24 protein-coding genes are annotated in these 19,533 nt (G+C 64.0%); 12 read left to right on the forward strand and 12 right to left on the reverse strand.

Going from position 1 to position 19,533, the window contains the following annotated elements:
• Positions 1 to 19: 19 nt before the first annotated feature.
• From EN808_RS26110 to EN808_RS26150, 9 genes are all read right to left on the reverse strand, one after another.
• Positions 20 to 928 (reverse strand): anti-sigma factor, encoded by a 909-nt coding sequence (locus tag EN808_RS26110; RefSeq protein WP_127278471.1) that lies wholly within the window; start codon positions 926 to 928, stop codon positions 20 to 22.
• Entirely contained in the window at positions 925 to 1,464 is a 540-nt protein-coding gene (locus tag EN808_RS26115; RefSeq protein ID WP_127278470.1) for a sigma-70 family RNA polymerase sigma factor, read from the reverse strand. Before EN808_RS26115 ends, EN808_RS26110 begins: the two co-directional genes overlap by 4 nt.
• A 46-nt stretch (positions 1,465 to 1,510) precedes the next feature.
• Complete coding sequence (locus EN808_RS26120; RefSeq protein ID WP_127278469.1) at positions 1,511 to 1,834, reverse strand: hypothetical protein; 324 nt, start codon at positions 1,832 to 1,834, stop codon at positions 1,511 to 1,513.
• Positions 1,835 to 1,853: 19 nt separating this feature from the next.
• Positions 1,854 to 3,059, reverse strand: coding sequence for an aminotransferase class V-fold PLP-dependent enzyme (locus tag EN808_RS26125; RefSeq protein WP_127278468.1), 1,206 nt, complete (start codon positions 3,057 to 3,059; stop codon positions 1,854 to 1,856).
• Positions 3,060 to 3,084: 25 nt separating this feature from the next.
• Complete coding sequence (locus EN808_RS26130; protein WP_127278467.1) at positions 3,085 to 3,546, reverse strand: RidA family protein; 462 nt, start codon at positions 3,544 to 3,546, stop codon at positions 3,085 to 3,087.
• A gap of 38 nt (positions 3,547 to 3,584) precedes the next feature.
• Positions 3,585 to 4,379, reverse strand: a complete 795-nt coding sequence (locus EN808_RS26135; RefSeq protein WP_127278466.1) for an amino acid ABC transporter ATP-binding protein — start codon at positions 4,377 to 4,379, stop codon at positions 3,585 to 3,587.
• Between the two features lie 4 nt (positions 4,380 to 4,383).
• Complete coding sequence (locus EN808_RS26140; protein WP_127278465.1) at positions 4,384 to 5,034, reverse strand: amino acid ABC transporter permease; 651 nt, start codon at positions 5,032 to 5,034, stop codon at positions 4,384 to 4,386.
• 1 nt (position 5,035) lies between these two features.
• Positions 5,036 to 5,701, reverse strand: coding sequence for an amino acid ABC transporter permease (locus tag EN808_RS26145; RefSeq protein WP_127278464.1), 666 nt, complete (start codon positions 5,699 to 5,701; stop codon positions 5,036 to 5,038).
• A 73-nt stretch (positions 5,702 to 5,774) separates the two neighbouring features.
• Positions 5,775 to 6,605 carry a transporter substrate-binding domain-containing protein gene (locus tag EN808_RS26150; protein ID WP_171892286.1) on the reverse strand — a complete coding sequence of 277 codons (831 nt, stop codon included), beginning with the start codon at positions 6,603 to 6,605 and terminating at the stop codon, positions 5,775 to 5,777.
• 169 nt (positions 6,606 to 6,774) lie between these two features.
• Between EN808_RS26150 and EN808_RS26155 the strand changes: the two genes are divergently transcribed.
• Positions 6,775 to 7,563 carry an IclR family transcriptional regulator gene (locus EN808_RS26155; protein WP_127278463.1) on the forward strand — a complete coding sequence of 263 codons (789 nt, stop codon included), beginning with the start codon at positions 6,775 to 6,777 and terminating at the stop codon, positions 7,561 to 7,563.
• Between the two features lie 19 nt (positions 7,564 to 7,582).
• On the opposite strand, the gene EN808_RS26160 is transcribed toward EN808_RS26155, so the two are convergent.
• Complete coding sequence (locus EN808_RS26160; protein WP_127278462.1) at positions 7,583 to 7,786, reverse strand: YdcH family protein; 204 nt, start codon at positions 7,784 to 7,786, stop codon at positions 7,583 to 7,585.
• A gap of 238 nt (positions 7,787 to 8,024) precedes the next feature.
• Between EN808_RS26160 and EN808_RS26165 the strand changes: the two genes are divergently transcribed.
• The 5 genes from EN808_RS26165 (at position 8,025) to EN808_RS26185 (ending at position 11,627) form a co-directional block, all read left to right on the forward strand.
• Positions 8,025 to 8,204: a YdcH family protein gene (locus EN808_RS26165; RefSeq protein WP_127278461.1), complete on the forward strand. Its 180-nt coding sequence runs from the start codon at positions 8,025 to 8,027 to the stop codon at positions 8,202 to 8,204.
• Positions 8,205 to 8,553: 349 nt separating this feature from the next.
• Entirely contained in the window at positions 8,554 to 9,807 is a 1,254-nt protein-coding gene (gene ispG / locus EN808_RS26170) for a flavodoxin-dependent (E)-4-hydroxy-3-methylbut-2-enyl-diphosphate synthase (RefSeq protein ID WP_127872170.1), read from the forward strand.
• Positions 9,808 to 9,812: 5 nt separating this feature from the next.
• A complete protein-coding gene (locus EN808_RS26175) occupies positions 9,813 to 10,667 on the forward strand; it encodes a lytic transglycosylase domain-containing protein (RefSeq protein WP_127872089.1) in 855 nt (284 codons plus the stop codon).
• A gap of 57 nt (positions 10,668 to 10,724) precedes the next feature.
• The gene (locus EN808_RS37180; RefSeq protein ID WP_245525125.1) at positions 10,725 to 10,826 is read left to right on the forward strand and encodes a hypothetical protein; all 102 of its coding nucleotides are present in this window, start codon (positions 10,725 to 10,727) and stop codon (positions 10,824 to 10,826) included.
• 48 nt (positions 10,827 to 10,874) lie between these two features.
• Positions 10,875 to 11,627: a Stf0 family sulfotransferase gene (locus EN808_RS26185; protein ID WP_189524167.1), complete on the forward strand. Its 753-nt coding sequence runs from the start codon at positions 10,875 to 10,877 to the stop codon at positions 11,625 to 11,627.
• 14 nt (positions 11,628 to 11,641) lie between these two features.
• On the opposite strand, the gene EN808_RS26190 is transcribed toward EN808_RS26185, so the two are convergent.
• Positions 11,642 to 13,975 carry a response regulator gene (locus tag EN808_RS26190; protein ID WP_135917160.1) on the reverse strand — a complete coding sequence of 778 codons (2,334 nt, stop codon included), beginning with the start codon at positions 13,973 to 13,975 and terminating at the stop codon, positions 11,642 to 11,644.
• Between the two features lie 172 nt (positions 13,976 to 14,147).
• Positions 14,148 to 15,065 (reverse strand): polyprenyl synthetase family protein, encoded by a 918-nt coding sequence (locus EN808_RS26195; RefSeq protein WP_135917161.1) that lies wholly within the window; start codon positions 15,063 to 15,065, stop codon positions 14,148 to 14,150.
• A 222-nt stretch (positions 15,066 to 15,287) separates the two neighbouring features.
• Between EN808_RS26195 and EN808_RS26200 the strand changes: the two genes are divergently transcribed.
• From EN808_RS26200 to EN808_RS26225, 6 genes are all read left to right on the forward strand, one after another.
• Positions 15,288 to 16,049 (forward strand): transglycosylase domain-containing protein, encoded by a 762-nt coding sequence (locus EN808_RS26200; protein ID WP_135863146.1) that lies wholly within the window; start codon positions 15,288 to 15,290, stop codon positions 16,047 to 16,049.
• Positions 16,050 to 16,190: 141 nt separating this feature from the next.
• Positions 16,191 to 16,373, forward strand: a complete 183-nt coding sequence (rpmF, locus tag EN808_RS26205; RefSeq protein WP_008834724.1) for a 50S ribosomal protein L32 — start codon at positions 16,191 to 16,193, stop codon at positions 16,371 to 16,373.
• Positions 16,374 to 16,738: 365 nt separating this feature from the next.
• Positions 16,739 to 17,233: an Lrp/AsnC family transcriptional regulator gene (locus EN808_RS26210; RefSeq protein ID WP_135882151.1), complete on the forward strand. Its 495-nt coding sequence runs from the start codon at positions 16,739 to 16,741 to the stop codon at positions 17,231 to 17,233.
• Positions 17,234 to 17,238: 5 nt separating this feature from the next.
• Complete coding sequence (locus EN808_RS26215) at positions 17,239 to 18,096, forward strand: transporter substrate-binding domain-containing protein (protein ID WP_135917162.1); 858 nt, start codon at positions 17,239 to 17,241, stop codon at positions 18,094 to 18,096.
• A gap of 93 nt (positions 18,097 to 18,189) precedes the next feature.
• A complete protein-coding gene (locus tag EN808_RS26220) occupies positions 18,190 to 18,849 on the forward strand; it encodes an amino acid ABC transporter permease (RefSeq protein ID WP_135917163.1) in 660 nt (219 codons plus the stop codon).
• A complete protein-coding gene (locus EN808_RS26225; RefSeq protein ID WP_135917164.1) occupies positions 18,846 to 19,520 on the forward strand; it encodes an amino acid ABC transporter permease in 675 nt (224 codons plus the stop codon). Before EN808_RS26220 ends, EN808_RS26225 begins: the two co-directional genes overlap by 4 nt.
• Positions 19,521 to 19,533: the final 13 nt, after the last annotated feature.

Raw genomic sequence — 19,533 nt, forward strand, 5'->3', positions numbered from 1 at the left:
GCCGACGGCCACATCCGGCTCATACCGCGGCCTTGCGGAAGCGGGCGACGAAGTCGTCGAGCTCGGGGCGTTCCATGTCGGAGATCGCCCAGTAGGAGAAGGCGCCGTCGCTCCAGTGCACCATCGAGAAGCCGCCCGAGGAAAGATCGTCCGGCTGGGTGGCCTTGCCGCCCTGCTGCGGTTCGGCGACCAGCGTGATCAGGTGCTCGCGATGGCGGTAGACCAGTGCCGGTACCGGCCGGCCTGATATCACCTCGACCCGGCCGCCGATCAGCGCGAAGCCGTCCTGGGCAAGGTCGGGCGCCGGCGGCGAGACACCGATGCGGGCGTCGAGCCACGGCTTGACCGTATGGCGGTCGGAGGAAACGATGTCGATCGGACTCGCGGCGAGCAGGCTGCGGCGATGGCCGCTGGCGACAGCGGCGGCAAAGCCGTCCTCCGCGCCGTTGAACATCACCCATTGCGTCGCGCCGCTGGCCAGCACCGCGCTGATCATGATCGACGCCGCCATGGCGCGCCAGTCGAACGAGCCGAAGCGGCGTGCCCTTGGCGATGTGCGCGCCTGCGAAGGACGCGTCCCGGCTTCCCGTCTCTGGCCTGCGCCGGCGCCCGTGATCAATCCCGGCAGCGCCGACGGCGTGCCGCGCTGCGGCTCGGTCGCCTCTGCGTCGCCTTGCCGTTCGGTATCCGCCATGCCGATTGCCGCGATGCGGGCCAGAAACGCGTCGCTGACTTCGGGGCGGGGCAGGCGGCTGACCGCGCCTCGCAAGGCGACAATGCGGGCATGTTCGGCGGCAAGCCGGGGGTCGGCGGCGATGCGGCGCTCCACGGCAAGGGCGGCCGCGGCATCGAGTTCGCCATCTACAAGGGCGTGGATCATCAGTCTGATACCTTCGGGATCATCGGGCAGTCCGTCGTCGTGCGTCATGACGCTCTCCCCAAATCAGACGTCAGCAGGCCGCGGGCGCGGGCAAGCCTGGACATCACCGTGCCCATCGGCACGTCGAGCATGGCCGCTATTTCACGATAGCTGAGGCCGTTTATGTCGCGCAGCACCAGCGTCTCGCGAAACGGCTGCGGCAGGGCAGCGATCGCAGCCTCTAGTGCCGCCGTATCGGCCCTGGCGATCAGGCTCGCCTCCGGCCCGTCCTCGTCGGGCAGGCTGGTGCCATGGGCCGCCGCCATGTCGTCGAGATCGCAGAGATCGCCGACAGCCATCATGCCGCGCGGCCGGTTGCGCGCCATCCAGGTGTAGGAGGTGTTGCGCACGATGGTCAGCAGCCAGGCACGGGCATTGCCGCCGGCATAGCCTGATATGCCGGCATGCGCCTTGATGCAGGCGTCCTGCACGACATCCTCGGCGTCGGCGGCATTGCCGGTCAGCCAACGGGCCAGCGCCAGCGCATCGCCGAGATGCGGCAGCACCACCTGATTGAAGCGCTCTGCCAAGGCCCTCTCGCTCAAAGCAGCACCATGATCCGATACTCCGGGACGGACTGGGCGCGCCGCCTCAAGATGCGACAGCGATTTTGCCTTGCTTGCGGGAGGAAAGCCGCCGGAAACGGACAAAGTCGCCTGCCGTGCTGAAAGTGAATTCATCTGCATCACCGGTGTCAAGCGCCACAAGGGAGAGCCTGACGACCATCATGCTTGCCAGCGCACGGCGACGGCCGACGCCGCAACCATGGTCGCTGGCCTGGCAATGATGCGGCATGCCGATCTCCTCAACGCCGGAAGTGGCGTATGTCGAGAAGACTTGTCGAGGAGACGATTTATTCCCGCGTGGGCAAATCCGGCTGTTCACAGTCATGTGATCAGCCGGTGCTTTCGGCATTGTTGGTTCGGTTTGGCGATCAATCCGGCCAGCGCGAGACGCCTAACGAATCCTTGCGGGCGACCTTCATCGCGTCGGCCGGGCGCTCCTTCGCGGTCAGTACGGCGCGCAGGCGCTCGGCGACGATCTCCGCTTCGCCGGGGTGAAGGTTGCAGGGGTCGAGGAAGAAATGGCCGCGCTCGACCTCGTGGTTGCGCACGATGATCGGCGGCGCGCCCGCGGCAAGTGCCGAGGCGAGACCGGCGGCGGTGAAGCGGCTCTCGGGCGAGACGAATATCTGCAGCCGGTCGAGCGGATTGGCGGTGGGATCGGGAATGATGATGGCGGCGATGCCGGGCAGTCCCTGCAACGCATCCTTCCACAGGTTCAGGGCTGCCTCCTCGCGCCGGCGGATGCCGGCATGGTCACGCTTCTCCCAGGCTTCGAGCGCGGCCATGGTGCCGGCGATGCTTTCCTTGCCGACCTTCATGGCGCGCGCGACGCCGCGATTCTGAAGATAGGCGGCCCGTATCAGATCCTTGCGGCCGGTGACGATTCCGCTGGTCGGTCCGCTCAGAAATTTGTGGCCGCTGTAGATGACGACGTCGGCGCCGCGCGCCAGAAAACCGCGCAGATCGTATTCGGACGCGGCATCGACAATCACCGGTACGCCCTTGGCGTGGCAGATCTCCGAGAACTCTTCCAGCGACAGCATGCCGTACTGCACCGTGTGGTGGGCGACGACATAGAGGCCCGCCGCCGTGCGTTCGTTGATCGCTTCGCGCACATGATAGTCTTGGGTGACGCTGACCGTGCCGGCGGGCACCACCTTGGCGCCGGCGACGCGGACCGACTGGTCGATCGGCGCGCCGTAATTGACGATATGGCCGAGCTGGATGACGACTTCCGACTTCAGCCCTTCGGTATCATCGGGCAGGCGCTCGATGGCGAGCAGGTTGGTCCCCGTCATCGCACCGGCGATCGCCATGGTGATGCCGCTGGCGCAGCAGGCGGTGATGAAGCCGGCCTCGCCGCCGGTGAGGCGCGCGACAATGGTGCTCGCGGCGCGCTGCAGATCGTCCATCTCCACCCATTGCGAGGCCATTTCGGCCATGGCGCTGATCGCCTCGGGAACGATGATCGAGGCGCCGAGCGCGGTCATGGTGCCGGAGACGTTGATGATCGGCCGCAAGCCCAGCCGTTCGCGAATGGTGGTGTTGGAGCCGGTGTCGGAATAGGTTTTCATGTGAGCAAATCCCGTTGGTGGCAGGTCAGGCGGCGATCTCGACGACCGCTTCGATTTCGACGGTGATATTTCCAGGCAGCGAGCCGACGCCGATCGCCGAACGGGCATGGCCGCCGATTTTGTCGAAGACATCGGCGAACAGGTCCGAACAGCCATTGACCACGCGTGGGTGGTCGCTGAAGGTCGGCGTCGCGTTGACGAAGCCGAGCAGCTTGACGACGCGCACGATGCGGCCGAGATCGCCGGCTGCCGCATGCATGACGGCAAGCAGATTGAGCCCGGTCAGGCGCGCATGCTCATAGGCCTGTTCGACCGTCACATCCTCCCCCACCTTGCCGGTGCAAAGCGTGCCGTCGGCGCGCAGCGGCCCCTGGCCGGAGAGGAAGATCAATCGCCCGCTCTCGGCATGGGTGACGAAGTTGGCGATGGGCGTCGGCGGCTCGGGCAGCGTCAGGCCGAGTTGGGCGAGCCTGGTATAAGGCGTCATTGATGAAGGCTCCTTGGGGCAGCTTTGGCCGCCTGATGTCAGAAATGCGAGGCGCGGAAGCGCGCCAGGAAGGTGCGGAGGCGTTCGTTGGTGGTCTCCGCCGCGAGGATCTCCTTCGGCGGCCCGACGGCGCTGACGCCGCCATCGGCCATGAAGACGATGCGGCTCGAAGCGTCACGGGCAAAGGCCATTTCGTGGGTGACCATCAGCATGGTCATGCCGTCCTCGGCGAGGCTGCGCACGACGGCCAGCACCTCGCCGACCAGTTCGGGATCGAGGGCGGAGGTGATCTCGTCGAGCAGCAGGATCTTCGGCTCCATGGCCACGGCGCGGGCGATGCCGACGCGCTGCTGCTGGCCGCCGGAGAGCTCGGCGGGCAGGCTGTCGGCCTTGTGGGCAAGGCCGACGCGGCCGAGCCAGTGCTCGGCGATCGAGCGTGCCTCGGCCTCGTTCTTACCCCGCACCTTGGTCAAGCCCAGCATGATGTTGCCGGCTGCCGTCAGGTGCGGGAACAGGTTGAAGCTCTGGAACACCATGCCGGTCTCGGCGCGCATGCTGGCCAAATCGCGTTCGCTGCGGCGCTGGCGCGTTCCGGCCTCGCGATAGCCGACCTCCTTGCCGTCGATGCGGATCGAGCCGCTGTCGTAGCTCTCCAGGAAGTTGACGCAGCGCAGCAGCGTGGTCTTGCCGCTGCCGGAAGGGCCGATGACGGTCACCACCTCGCCGCGCTTCACCTGAAGGCTGACGGAGCGCAACACCTCGACGGCGCCGAAGGCCTTGGAGACATCGCGTACGTCGAGCAATGCGGGATTGGCGTTCGAGGCTTCGGACATCGTGCTATTCCCGGATGAAGGAGAAACGCCGCTCCAGCCGCCGGCTGGCGAGCGAGAGCGCGTAGTTGACCGCGAAATAGATGAGCGCGCCCAGTATATAGAGCGGCATCGCCTCATAGGTGCGGCCGATGACCTGGTTGATGGCCTGCATCAAATCGGTGATGCCAAGCAGCGACACCAGCGCGCTGCCCTTGACCGCGTCGGTGACGCCATTGATCCAGGGCGGCAGGAAGCGCCTGAAGGCCTGCGGAAAGATGACGTAGGTGAGCCGTTGGCGAAAGGTCAGCCCGATCGCCATCGCGGCTTCGGACTGTCCCTTCGGGATGGAGCCGACCGCGCCCCTGAGATACTCGATGACCTGTGCCGTCTTGAACAGGGTCAGCGCCGACACCGCGGCCCAGAACGACGGCAGATGCAGCCCGATCGCCGGCAGGCCGTAATAGACGAAGAACATCAGCACCAGGATCGGAATGCCGCGAATGGTGTCCGAGAAGATGCGCACCGCCCAGCGCAGCGGCGCCGGTCCATAGACCAGGCCGACGCCCAGCAGGACGCCGGCGATGAGCGACAGCACCACGACCAGCAGCGATACCCACAAGGTCACGGCGAAGCCTTGGGCGAGGAACGGCAGCGCGTAGAGGATCTGGCCAAGCATGTCAGCGTGCCGCCCTGAACCGGCGCTCGATGAGCCGCAGCCCAAAAAGCATGATGTAGCCCGTCACCAGATACATCGCGGTGGTGACCAGGTAGACCTCGACGATGCGGAAGGTGTTGAAGTTGATCCACTGGGCGCCGAAGGTGAGTTCGGGCACCGAGATGACGGAGGCGATCGAGGTGTCCTTGAACAGCGAGATGAAGGTGTTGGACAGCGCCGGCAGTGTGATGCGCAGCATGGTCGGCAGGCGCACGTGGAGCAGCCTTTGCCAGGGCGTGAGGCCGATCGCCTTGCCGGCGTCGAGCTGGCCGCGCGGGACAGCCTCGAGGCCTGAGCGAAACACTTCGACCAGATAGGCGCCGCTATAGACCGACAGGGTCAGGACAAACGAGGTCGGTGCGCTGTAGGCCAGGTCGACCACGGTCGGCAGGCCGTAGAAGACGAGATAGACGAGCAGGATCAGCGGCACGTTGCGGATGAACTCGACATAGGCGGCGATCAGCGCCCGCACCACGCGTCCTGCGGAGACGTACCAGACCGCGAGCACCAGCCCGATGACGACGCCGATGGCGATCGAGATCACGGCAAGCTCGAGGCTGAGCAGCAGGCCGCCCCACAGCTTGTCGAAATGCCGCCAGATCAGATTGAAATTGAGGGCATAGCCCATGCGTCCGCCTCGGTGTGAAGGGCGTCGAGTCGATTACGGAAGGGCTGGAATGCCGCCCTTCCGTAATCCGGGATCAGATGACCGGGAAGCCGGGATGACGCGCCGGCGGTTCCTGGCCGAAATAGTCCTTGAAGGCAGCGTCGTAGAGCGCCGATTCATGGCCGAACATGGCGATGGTGAAGGTCTGGTCGACGAAGGTCAGCCAGTCGAGATCGCCCTGCCGAAGTGCCGCGCCATAAAGCATCGAATACCAGCTCTTGCCGGCATCGAAATATTTGTCGGGATTGCGCGAGGCGAGCCAGCGCACGGTGGACAGATCGACCGCGGCGGCGTCGGCGCGTTTCGATTCCAGCGCCTGCAGCACGTTGGCCTGGGTATCGATCTGCAGCACCTGGGCCTGCGGCAAAGCGTAGTGGACCGAGCTTTCGGCGTCGACATTCTGCAGGATCGAAATGCGGGTTGCCGAACCACCGGCGAGCAGTTTGTCGAAGGTCTTGTTCTCGGCGGTCGGCAGCGTCAGCAAGGCAACGCCTTCGACATAGTAAGGCCGGGAGAAATTGATCAGCTGCGAGCGTTGCGCCGTCATCGTCATGAACTGGATCGTGATGTCGACCTTGTTGGTGGTCACGTTGGGAATGCGCTGCGCAGGGTCCTGCATGACGAACTCGACCTTGGTCGGGTCGTCGAAAAGGCCCTTGGCGAGGATGCGGCCCATGGTGATGTCCATGCCCACCAGTTCGCCGGCATCGTTCTCGAAGTGCCAGGGCGCGTTGGTGCTGCCGGTGCCGACAATCAGCTTGCCTCTGTCGAGCACGGTGCGCAGAAGACTGTCGGATGCGGCTTGCGCGGCGGCCTTCTGGGCATCGACGGTTGCCAGCACCCCGGCGGTGGCCAGTCCCGCCATTCCCAATTTCAGAAAATCACGTCTTCCGGATGTGTCGTTCACGGCGACCTCCTTTCGTGTTGTGTTCCCCTATGCACAGGTCATACACGCGATGGCGATTATCAAAATTGTCTCTTACAAGAGACGCATGTATCCTGTACAAGACAGATACTAACACCGGGAATCGACAATGCAAGATGGCAATGCCCCAGCAATTTCGGCGGACGAGAAGACGACCGCCTCCCGCGAGAAAGGCCTCAACCGGGTCTTGGAGATCCTGGAGTTTCTTCACACCACGCAGCGGGCGATCGGCATTGGCGATCTTGCCAAGGGGGTGAACGCGCCGCGTTCGACCACCTACACGCTGGTGCGGTCGCTGGTCGATGCCGGCCTGCTGGAAATGGCCGGCGACGGCAACCGCGTCTATTTCGGCAAGAAACTCTATCTCTACGGAATGGACTATGTGCGGGGCAACGATTTGTTGCGGCGCGGGCGCCAGGAGGTCGATCATCTGTCGCGCGAGACCGGCGAGACCTCGGAACTGTGCATGCTGCAGAGCGGCCGCTACACGATCGTCCATTCCAGCCCTGGCACCAGGCCGTTCCGCATCAGCTCCGCCACAGGCCTGCAGATACCGCTGCCCTGGACTGCCTCGGGACGGCTGCTTCTTGCGGGGCTGGATAGAGCCGCGATCGAGGCCATGGTGTCCGACGACGACCTCGTGCTGCCCGATGGCCGCAAGCTGCGGCTCGACGATTTCATCGCCGACATCGCAAAGGCCGGGGTGACCGGTTACTGCGTCACTTCGGGCCTGGTCGACGCCTATACGAAATGCCTCGCCGTGCCGGTCTTTTCAGCGCCAGGCAAGGTCGAGGCGACGATGTGCCTGGTGGTTCCGATCGACACGTCGGAGGAGCGGACCGCGGATCTCATCGGCCTGCTGCGCGGCCGCGCCGCCGGGCTCTCGATTGGCGGATAGGCGGAAAAGCGTTCGCGTCTCAGGCGATGATGTCTGGAATGATCTTGTCTTCCAGCTTCATCAGCCGGTCCTTGAGGACAAGCTTCTTCTTCTTCATGCGCTGGATCTGCAGCGGGTCGCAATTCATGGCGATCATCGCGTTGATCGCGGCATCGAAATCGGCGTGTTCCTGCTTCAGCCGGGAAAATTCGAGGCGAGTATCGGCCTGTTCCTGATCGGACATTCTCTACCGTCTGCACGTCTGCGGCGCCCAAAACTGGGCCTGGTTGGGCGGGGGCGGCAATTTCTGCCACCGGCGCGCAGCCCATATCACATTTCATGTTGTCGTGGAATGCTACCACGCAGCATTCGACATCGCCGTCTGATGGTGGCACACTGTCATTGTGCCGTCACAGATACGACCTGCGGTGGACGTGCCTTGGCGGCTGCAATCGAGGAAACCATGAAAGGGAGAACCAATCATGTCTCTTGCATCCCATCTTGATGAGTTGCAGCGGAAACACGGCGACATTGAACGCGAAATCGATGACGCGATGAACCACCCGTCGGTGGACGACCTCGAAATCGTGAATCTCAAGCGACGCAAGCTGGCACTCAAGGATGCGATTGAGAAATTGAGGGCGCAACCAACCACGCATTGATCCTCACGTGATATAGCCGCTCACCACTGGCGGTTTTCCTTGCCGGCGGCGCCAGCCGCCGGTGCAGTGGTTTTAATTTCAGCGATTCCACAAGCCGAAGCTAATATTCGTCAGGGCCGTTTATGCCGGGCCGCCGTAAGGTCGTGCGCTGTTTCAGGGTCCTGGCCGGCACCAATTGCTGCCAGTGGCGACCTGTCGCCATTGACAAGCCATCTTTGCTCCTCCACCTCATGCCCGGACTTCAGCGCATCGGACCCGGCTTGTGCGTCCAAGCGGACGCACGGGCTTCAGAGAGACGCATAGCGCTCCAGAGAGACGCATGGCGCTCCAGAGACAAAAGGCTGCCGGCATGACCGGGTATTTTTCCTTTCCCTTCCCCCGCCGCACCTCGGTCGGCGTCGATGTCGGCGGCGTGGTCGTCGGCGGCGGCGCGCCCGTGGTCGTGCAATCGATGACCAATACCGATACCGCCGATGTCGATCAGACGGTCGCGCAAGTCGCGGCGCTGCACCGCGCCGGCTCCGAGATCGTGCGCATCACCGTTGACCGCGACGAGAGTGCCGCCGCCGTGCCGCGCATCCACGAGCGACTGTTGCGGCTCGGCATCAACGTGCCGCTGGTCGGCGATTTCCACTATATCGGCCACAAGCTGCTGGCCGATCACCCGGACTGCGCCGAGGCGCTTGCCAAGTACCGCATCAATCCCGGCAATGTCGGCTTCAAGGACAAGAAGGACCGGCAGTTCACCGACATCGTCGAGATGGCGATCAAGCACGACAAGCCGGTGCGCATCGGCGTCAACTGGGGCTCGCTCGACCAGGAGCTGTTGACGCGGCTGATGGACGACAACCAGGACAAGGGTTTTCCCCTGACCGCGCAGGAAGTCACGCGCGAAGCGATCGTGCAGTCGGCGATCCTGTCGGCCGAGATGGCCGAAGAGATCGGTCTTGGCCGCGAAAAAATCATCCTATCGGCCAAGGTCAGCGGCGTGCAGGATCTGATCGCCGTCTACACCGAACTCGCCACCCGTTCCAACCACGCGCTGCATCTCGGCCTCACTGAAGCCGGCATGGGGTCGAAAGGCATCGTTGCTTCTTCCGCCGCCATGGGCATCCTCTTGCAGCAAGGCATCGGCGACACCATCCGAATCTCGCTGACGCCGGAGCCGAATGGCGACCGCACCCGCGAGGTGCAGGTGTCGCAGGAACTGCTGCAGACCATGGGTTTCCGGCAGTTCGTGCCGATCGTCGCGGCCTGCCCCGGCTGCGGCCGCACCACCTCCACCGTGTTTCAGGAACTGGCGCAGAACATCCAGGCGGACCTGCGCAAGAACATGCCGGTGTGGCGTGAGAAATACCCAGGCGTCGAGAACCTCAAGGTCGCGGTGATGGGTTGCATCGTCAACGGTCCGGGGGAGTCCAAGCACGCCGATATCGGCATTTCGCTGCCCGGCACTGGCGAGACGCCAACAGCGCCCGTCTTCGTCGACGGCAAGAAAGCAGCGACCCTGCGCGGGCCGTCGATCGCGGCGGATTTCGAGAAGATGGTCGCCGACTATATCGAACAGAGGTTCGGTCAGGGCGGCAAGGCCGCGGCAGAGTAGGTCAAATGCGGCGTTTCCTGTGGGCGACGCTGATTTTCCTGTGCGGCATGGCCTGGTCGACGCTTGCCCAGGCCGATCCGCCGCAATCGGCCAAGCAGCGGCTGATCGACAAGGTCTGCAACCTGATCCAGGCGCATGCCGACCAGAACGCTCTGCCCCGGGACTTCTTCGCCCGCCTTATCTGGAAGGAAAGCCGTTTCGATCCTAATGCCGTGAGCCCCGTCGGCGCCGAGGGCATTGCCCAGTTCATGCCGGGCACCGCCAAGATGCGGGGGCTTGCCGATTCCTTCGACATCAACCAGGCGATCCCGGCGTCGGCTAGATATCTCGCCGAAATGAAGACCAGTTATGGCAATCTTGGCCTAGCGGCGGCCGCCTACAATGCCGGCGAGAGCCGGGTGTCGCGCTGGCTGAATTCCGGCGGCTTCCTGCCGATGGAGACGGAAAGCTATGTGTTCGACGTCATGGGCGAGCCGGTCGACAAGTTCACGGACCCGGCCTATGCCGGCAAAGTCGAGCCGCTCGATGCCAAGCTGGATTTCGCCGTCGCCTGCCGCAAGCTGCCGGTGATCATGTCGCGGACGGTCGCAATGGCCTCGATCAACATCAAGCCATGGGGCATCCAGGTGGCGGGCAATTTTCGCCGCAGCGCGGCGATCGGCCAGTGGCTCAGGGTGCGGGGCCGCTTTCCGGCCCTGCTTGCCGGGCATGATCCTGTGGTGAGCCGGGTGCGCACGCCGATCGGCCGGCGCGGCATCTACGCCGTCAGGATCGGGATCGACGACCGCGCCGCCGCGAATGTCATCTGCCAGAAGCTGCAAAGCGTCGGCGGCGCCTGCGTGGTGGTGCGCAACCGGTAAGGGCCGAGGGCGCGAAGCGCTGCGCCGACAGGTTGGCGGGGCTGGCGCGCTGGCAATATGAGCGTCCACAACCGGATACGCTACGATCTCGAAGTCGAGACGAACGCCCAAACGCCGCTGCAATGTGCCCGTCGCATCCAGCAACGGTTTCAGCTATAGCGCGGCCACCATCTCTCCTTGGGCAGCAGCCCTGTCATGCGAGCGCCCATGTTCGACGGATACATCATCTGCGGCACGCCCAGAACCGGCAGCACCTTGCTGTGCAAGCTGTTGGCGGCCACCGGAACGACCGGTGATCCCCACTCATTCTACCGGCGGCAGGATGTGTCGGAGTGGGCGCAGGATTGGGGATTGCCCGATCGCGACACGATGGGCGAGCGTGAATTCCAGCTTGCCTATCTCAATGCGGCGATCGGTGCCGGCAAGGGCGATACTGAAATTTTCGGCTTGCGCCTGATGCGGGAGAACCTGGATGAGCTGTCGGCGATCCTCGATCAGGTCTATCCCGGGCTTGCGTCAGACACAGCGCGTTTCGAAAGAGCCTTTGGCCGAGTCCTCTACATACACCTGTCGCGCGAAAACAAGCTCGCGCAGGCTGTGTCCCTGATCAAAGCCCGGCAAACCGGCCTTTGGCATATCGCCCCCGACGGAACCGAAATCGAAAGGGTGGGACCTGCCAGGGAACCTCACTATGATTTCGAGCGCATCAAGGGCGAGGTCGAAGAACTGGAAGCCTATGATACGGCCTGGAACATCTGGTTCGCACAACAGGGCATAGCACCATTGCGGATCGGCTATGAGCACCTTGCCGCCGAGCCGGCCGTGGCATTGCTGCGCATCTGCGAAGCCCTCGGCGTCCCGGCGCCGGATGCCGGGCATGTCAGGCCCGGCGTCGCGAAGCTCGCCGACGAGACAAGCCTGGACTGGATGCGCCGGTTTCATCTGGACGCGGCCGTCTGAGGCGTTGGTGGTGGTCAGGCGGTCTTGGCCACCACCGTCTCGCTGAGCCAGGTGCCGATCTTGGCGCCCAGGCGATCGGGCGAAACGGGCTTGGGCAGATAGTCGTCCATGCCGGCCTCGATGCATTTGTCGCGGTCGCCCTTCAGCGCATGCGCGGTGACGCCGATGATCGGGATGTGGCCGCCCGACGACGCTTCGATCGCCCGGATGGCGCGTGTCGCCTCGTAGCCGTTCATTTCCGGCATCGAGACGTCCATCAGAACCAGCCTGGGATGCAGCGACCGGTACATCTCGACCGCGGTGCGGCCATTGCCGGCGATGCGGTAGCTCAGGCCGAGTCCATTGAGGATCTGGCCGAACACCATCTGGTTCACGTCATTGTCCTCGGCGATGAGGATGTCGATCGGGCTGTTCGGCGCGGCATTCAATTCCGGCACTGTCGCGACCGGTACCGCGGGGCCACGGATAACCGTGAAGGCCGGAGGTGCCTGCATCGGTTGGACCGGTTCGCGAATGAACTGCGCCTTGCCGACCTGCGAGCGCGCCTTCTGGATGACCGAGATGACGGTGCCGAGCAGGACCGCCGACCGCGCCGGCTTGGTCAGGTGCGCCGATATCCCGAAGTCGATGATCATCTTGCCGAAATCGACCTGGTCGACGGAGGTCAGGATCACGACCGGGATGGCGGACAGCCGGCTGTCGGCGGCGATAGCCCGGGCGACATCGGCGCCGTTCATGCCGGGCATCTGATAGTCGAGGATGATGCAGTCGACGCTGGCACCGAGTTGGCAGGCGCGATCGAGGAAGGCGAGGCCCATTGCGCCGCTTTCGGCGGCGGCGCAGTCGAAGCTCCAGCTTCTGAGCTGTTCGAGCAGGATCTCGCGGTTGACCGGATTGTCGTCGATGACCAGCACGCGCGCGCCGGTGACGTCCACCGGGACGACAGCGTCGCGCGCCTCGGCACGGTGGACCGGCAGCGGCACGGCGAACCAGAAGACGGAACCGCGGCCGATCTCGCTCTCGACGCCGATCTTGCCGGCCATCAGGTCGACGAGACGGGCGGCGATGGCAAGCCCGAGGCCGGTGCCTTCATGACGGCGGGTCGAAGACCCGTCGACCTGGGCGAACTTCTCGAACACGTTTTGCAATTTCTCGGCCGGGATGCCGATGCCGGTGTCCTCGACGCGCAGCTTCAGCTGGACGACGTCGTTGATGGTTTCGCCGCCGACATCGATCAGCACATGGCCCTTCTCGGTGAATTTCACCGCATTGCCGACCAGGTTGGTGACGATCTGCCGAAAGCGACCGGCGTCGCCGACGACATAGGCCGGCAGCCGAGGATCGACACGCACGATGAGTTCCAGGTTCTTCTCGGCAACGCGTGCCGAGACCAGTGTCGCCACATCCTCCACCGCTTCCGAGAGACGGAAGGGGGCAGGATCGAGCGTCAGCTGCCCGGCATTGATCTTCGAGAAATCGAGGATGTCGTTGATGATGGTGAGAAGCGCGTTGCCCGATTTGACGATGACGTCGGTGAAGGTCTTCTGACGCGGGTTCAGTTCGGTCTTGGCCAGCAATTCGGCCATGCCGAGCACGCCGTTCATCGGGGTGCGGATCTCGTGGCTCATATTGGCGAGGAATTCCGACTTGGCACGGTCGGCCGCCTCGGCCTTGAACAAGGATTCGGCCGACTGGGCAAAGGCGCGGCGGATCGCCTGTTCCATCGGCCGGAAGATCCAGAAGGCAACGATGGCGAGCACGGCAAACAACAGGCCGCTCGCCCACAAAAGCAGCCGGTCGCCGGAGGCGTCCGCGAGATGGCGTTCGTCGTCCATCGCGGTGCGGACACGCACCAGCATGGGCTGAACGAACAGGTCGTTCTGGTTGCGGATTTCGCGAGAACTCCATTCATCGGTCTTTTGCGCCACCGACATCAGGTTGAAGTTGCGAACCATGTCACGCGGCGACCAGAACAGATCGCCATTGACGGAAGCGGCCGCCAGCTCGTTGACGGTCTTGACCGACAGGCGCGGGCGGATCGCGGCGAGCTGGGCGCTCAGCGTCTCGATCTCGCCGGTCAGGCGCTCGGAATGGTCGCGCGCCGAAGCCGTTAGCGCATCGCGCGTCTCGATCCGCCAGGCGGAACTGGTTGTCTCGGCGAAGCTGGTGGCGTTGCGCAGGTCGCGGGTGAAAACGACGAGATTGCTGCTCAGCGCATCGATTTCATGGCGCAAGGAATTGACGCGATTGAGCGCAACCATGATGGCGGCCGAAGCCAGCGCGAAAACCAACAGTCCCGAAAGATAACGTATCCGGACGGACCGGATGAAGGAAGAATATTCCGGCATGCGCAACCCCAACACATACGCATTATTTTAATGGTCGGGATTACGCTTCATTTACATTAAGATTTCGTTGGCGCACCGCAGGTCAATGCATGCGCTGCGGGGACGCGGCGGATCGGATCGATGCGGTGACGCCGAGCCGTCGACCATGCGCAACCCGATATGGGGCCTGCCGTCAGCTGTTGCGGGTTGCCACGAAAGTCGCGGCGGCCTTGAGCAGGGCCGCCTTTTCGCCATAGGGTTCGAGCAACGCGTGCGCCTGGCCGACGAGACCGTCGAGCTGCTTGCGAGCCCAATCCGCGCCGTGCAAGGCCACCAGCGTACCCTTGCCCGCGGCGGCATCCTTGCCGGTCGCCTTGCCCATCTGCCTGGCGTCGGCCGTCAAATCCAGCAGGTCGTCGGCGAGCTGGAAGGCAAGGCCGATCGCCGAACCGAACTCGGCCAGCCTTTCCATGTCATCCGATCGTGCACCGGCCAAGATTGCACCCGCCTCGCAGGCGAAACGGATCAGCGCACCGGTCTTCATCGCCTGCAGCCGGATGATGCCGGCCTCGTCCGGTCGCACCTGCTCGGCTTCGAGATCGAGCTTCTGGCCGCCGACCATCCCGCCGGCCCCGGCGGCGCGGGCGAGCGCCAGCACAAGGGCTGCGCGCCGCTCGGCCGGCAGCGCGGTCGCCTCGCCGGCGAGGATGTCGAAGGCGAGCGTCAGCAGTGCGTCGCCGGCAAGTATCGCGGTTGCCTCGTCGAAGGCCTTGTGCACGGTCGGCTGGCCGCGGCGCAGGTCGTCGTCGTCCATCGCCGGCAAGTCATCATGGATCAGCGAATAGCAATGCACGCATTCAAGTGCGGCCGCGACGCGCAGCGCCGCTTCGCCATCGGCGGAAAACAAGGCAGCACTTTCCATGACCAGGAAGGGGCGCAGGCGTTTGCCGCCGTTCAGCACGCCATGGCGCATCGCCGCCATCAGGCGATCGGGCCTCGCGATCTCGCCCGAAAGCGGGCGGTCGTCGAGCAACCGACGCAGCATCACCTCGACGGCGGCCGCGCGTCTGATGATCGCCATTTCGAACGCTATTTCGTCGTCATTCGTCATGGCCGGGACCGGTAGCCGACACTCAGACGTTGCGCAAGAAGGCAAGCGCCATTATGCCGGAGCGGTAAGAGCCCGTTTGGAAACTCACCTCCTGCGGTCATCTGAAGGCATTTTCCGCGCTTCCGGTGCTCACGTACTCGAATGTACGCTCCGCTCCGGTGCTCGAAAACACCGTCTTATGACCCTCGGGAGCGCGTTTCGAGACGAGCTTCGTGGCACGGGTTGGGCGGCTTGGCGGAACCGATCGTCGATCATGAGACCGAAAAGCTGGACATGGCGACGAGATCGCGAGGCGTGAACCGCCGCAATCTCAGGCGCTGGGTCCGGCGCGGCATCGTCGTGGCCGCGGTGCTGGCGCTTGTCCCGGTGGTGCTGACCTTTCTCTACCTGCCGTCCTTCGTGCATCCGGTGTCGACACTGATGCTGAAGGACCTGGCGACCTTCTCCGGCTACGACCGGCGCTGGGTGTCCATCGATGACGTGGCGCCCGTGCTCGCCCATTCGGTCATCATGTCGGAAGATGGGCAGTTCTGTTTCCACCGCGGCGTCGATCTCGGCGAGCTCAGGGGCGTCGTCGACGATGCGCTGGCCGGCGAGGCGACGCGCGGTGCATCGACCATCACCATGCAGACGGTGAAGAACCTCTTCCTCTGGTCGCGGCCGCTGGGCTCGGTGCGCAAGGTCGTAGAGCTGCCGCTGGCCGTCTATTTCGACGCGGTGATGTCGAAACGACGCATCATGGAAATCTATCTCAACATTGCCGAATGGGGGCCGGGCATCTATGGCATCGAGGCGGCGGCGCAGCACCATTTCGGCATTCCGGCAAAACAATTGTCCAGACGGCAGGCGGCCCTTCTCGCCGTCACGCTGCCCAATCCGATCGCCCGCAATCCCGCAAAGCCCGGGCCGGGCCTCAGGCGGCTGGCCAACCTGATCGAGCGGCGCGCCGGCCGCTCGGGCGCCTATGTCGGCTGCCTGGACTAGCCGGCACAAAAAAGATTCACCGCAGCGCTGGCCAAAACGGTGTCAGGCGTGTATAGGCACCCGACTTTCTCAGATTTAGGCCCCGACATGGCCCTTTCACGAGGGCGGGCGGGGCTTTTGACCATGTAGTGGAGCATATCCATGGCCGTTCCGAAACGCAAAACCTCTCCGTCCAAGCGCGGCATGCGCCGCTCGGCCGACGCCCTCAAGGCCCCGACCTATGTCGAGGACAAGAATTCCGGCGAAATGCGCCGCCCGCACCACATCGACCTGAAGACCGGCATGTATCGCGGTCGCCAGGTGCTGACTCCCAAGGAAAGCTGAGCCCAGCTTTTCCCTGGGTTTGAGTAACAAAGGACCGGCCTCTGGCCGGTCTTTTTGCGTTTGGCGGCCCATGCTCCGACCGCCGAGCCTCGAGCGGCGCAGTTCATCTCGTTGCCTGCTCCCGTTCCACGTGACTTCGGCGTGCATCCTCAGGGGATGGTCGGCCCCTGCGTGAACGCACCGTGACCCAGTACCGGCCACTGCCAAGTTCCCAAAATCGAACAAACGCTCGCCGAGGCAGCCGAGGCAGGTGGCCACCGCCCCCCTGCTGCTCGATGTTTTTCGATCGATATGGGATTGCTCTGTACGGTTTCTTATGCAATTTTCTGAATAATAGTCGGAAATCGACACAAATGGGGAAATGAATGTGGGATTTCGTCAGCACGAGTGACCTCGACGACACCGAACAGGCGGTGCTTTCCCAGCTCAAGGTCGACGGGCGGATGTCGAGTGTCGATATCGCCAAGCGCATCGGCGTCACTGAAGCGACCGTGCGGCGCAAGATGGCCCGCGTGCTCGAGGATCCGGATATCTCGATCCAGGCGGTCGTCCGGCCTTTGCGCAGCGATGTCGGCATCGCGGCCATCGTCGGGCTCGACGTCGACCGCGAGCACATCATCAGCGTTGCCCGCAAACTGTCGGAATACTCGTTCGTCGACAGCGTCTACGCCATGACCGGGCCGTTCGACATCATCATCCAGCTTACATTGCCGTCGACGACCAGCCTGCACGACTTCCTGGTCAGCGAACTGGCGAACGTTCCCGGGATCAAGGATTCCGAGAGCTACATGATCGGCCGCGTGTTCAAGCACTCAGGCCGGGCCTACCAGCGCAGTAAAACAGAAGAAAAAAGAGGGTAACAACAATGGGTGAGTTCTTTTTCGCATCGCGCCGCCGCGTCCTGTCCCTGTTTGCCGCCGCGCCGCTCGTCCTGTCATTCGCGTCCGCCTCCCATGCCGATGGTCTAGTCGACCAGATCAAGCAGCGCGGCACCATCGTCGTCGGCACGGAGGCCGCGTTCGAACCGTTCGAGTTCGTGCGCGACGGCCAGATCGTCGGCTACAACAAGGACATTCTGGACTATGCAGTCAGCCAGCTCGGCGTGAAGCTCGACCAGCTCAACCTGCCGTTCCAGGGGCTGCTGCCGGGACTGCTCGCCAAGAAGTTCGATCTCATGGCCACCTCGACCGGCATCAATCCCGAGCGGGCGGCGAAATATGCCTATACGCGGCCGACGGGCTCGTTCGAGAACGTCATCGTCGTGCGCGCGGACGAGGAACGCATCAAGAAGCCGGAGGACATCAACGGCATGGTCGTGGCGACGCAGCTTGCCTCTTCAGTGCAGCCCATCATCGAGGCCTATGACAAGGAGCTCAAGGACAAGGGCGGCAAGGGGGTCGGCGAGCTGAAGCTCTTCACGTCCTTCCCCGAGACCCACGTCGCGCTCGCCTCGGGCCAGGTCGACGCCATCGTCATCGCCTCACCTTCGGCGGCCGTGCTGATGAAGAACGTCCCAGACACCTACAAGGTCGTCGGCTCGATCGGTGAATTCTCCTATCTCTCCTGGGTGGTGCGGCCTGAGGACAAGGATCTGCGCGAATTCATCAACGCCAAGATCGGCGAGCTGAAAAACAGCGGCAAGCTCAAGGAGCTGCAGTTGAAATGGTTCGGCTTCGAGATGAAGACGCCGGACCAGGGCTATCTGCCGCCCGGCGCACTCTGAGCCCCGAACATGTCTGGCGCGGCGCGGACGATGCGCTGCCGCTGATAGCGCCCGCGCCGACGCCAGACGATGCTTTTCCGTTCGAGCTGAAAAATGTTCCATTTTTCAAAGACGCTGACCTTTCTGCCGCAATTCCTGACCGGTGCCGCCATCACGCTCGGGGTCTCGGCGCTGGGGTTCCTGGTCGGCACGCTGATCGGCTTCGGCCTGCTTGCCTGCGGCCGGTCGCGGTGGCGCGTGGTCCGCTGGATAGGCGCGCTCTACACCAGCTTCATCCGCGGCACGCCGCTGATCGTGCAGATCTTCGTGGTCTATTACGTGCTGCCCGGCCTGGTCGGCATCGACCTGCCGCCGCTTCTGGCGGGTGTGCTGGCGCTCAGCTTCAACAGCGCGGCCTTCGTCGCCGAGATCCTGCGCGCCGGGCTGACGCGCGTTCCCGCAGGCCAGTATGAGGCGGCCAAGGCGCTTGGCCTGAAGCCTGTCGTGACCTGGTTCAAGATCATCCTGCCGCAGCTCTTGCGCGCCGTCATTCCGCCGATGGTCAACGAGTTCACCATGCTGGTGAAGGCGTCGTCCATCCTGTCGGTGATAGCGGTGGTGGAACTCACGCGCACGGCGCAGAACATCATGAACGTCACCTACCGGCCGGTCGAGGCGTTCTGCATGGCGGCGGTGCTGTACTTCATCGTGTTGTTCTCCTGCAGCCTGCTGACCAGGCACCTGGAGCGCAAGGCGGACGGGGCGCGGGCATGAGCTTCGACGTCTCCGTCATCGCCGACAATTGGCAGATTCTCGCCAAGGGCTTCGGCAACACCGTGCTGATGTGCGCCGTCTCCCTGCCGCTGGGCTTCGCTCTCGGCATCTTGCTGGCGCTGGTCAGGCTGCGCGGCGGGCGGCTGCCGGCGGCGATCGTCTCGGCCTATGTCGAGCTGTTCCGCAACATCCCGTTCCTGATCCAGATATTCCTGTTGTTCTACGCCTTGCCGATGTTCGGCATCAGGCTTTCGCCGGTCGTGGTCTCGGTCGGCGCGCTGTCGGCCTATGCCAGCGCCTATTCCGCCGAAATCATCAGGGGCGCGATCCAGTGCATATCGCGGGGCCAGGTCGAGGCCGGCTACGCGCTGGGGCTGCGCTACCTCACCATCTTCCGCAAGATCCTGGTGCCGCAAGTGCTCGGCTATATCTTGCCGGCCGCCACCAACCTCACCATCACGCTGATCAAGGAATCGGCGATCCTGTCGGCGATCACCGTCCCCGAACTCACCTACATGGCTCAGAACGTCATCGGCCGAACCTTCTCGCCGGTGGAGATCTTCACCGCCATCGCATTGCTGTACTGGGGCCTGACCGCCCTTGTCGCGGCGATCTCGCGCAGCCTGGAGCACAGGCTGCAGCCCCATCTCGCGGCCCGCCGTGGCGCCTGATCCCAAAAAGCCT

Source organism: Mesorhizobium sp. M8A.F.Ca.ET.165.01.1.1 (genome assembly GCF_004792065.1).
GTDB lineage: Bacteria > Pseudomonadota > Alphaproteobacteria > Rhizobiales > Rhizobiaceae > Mesorhizobium.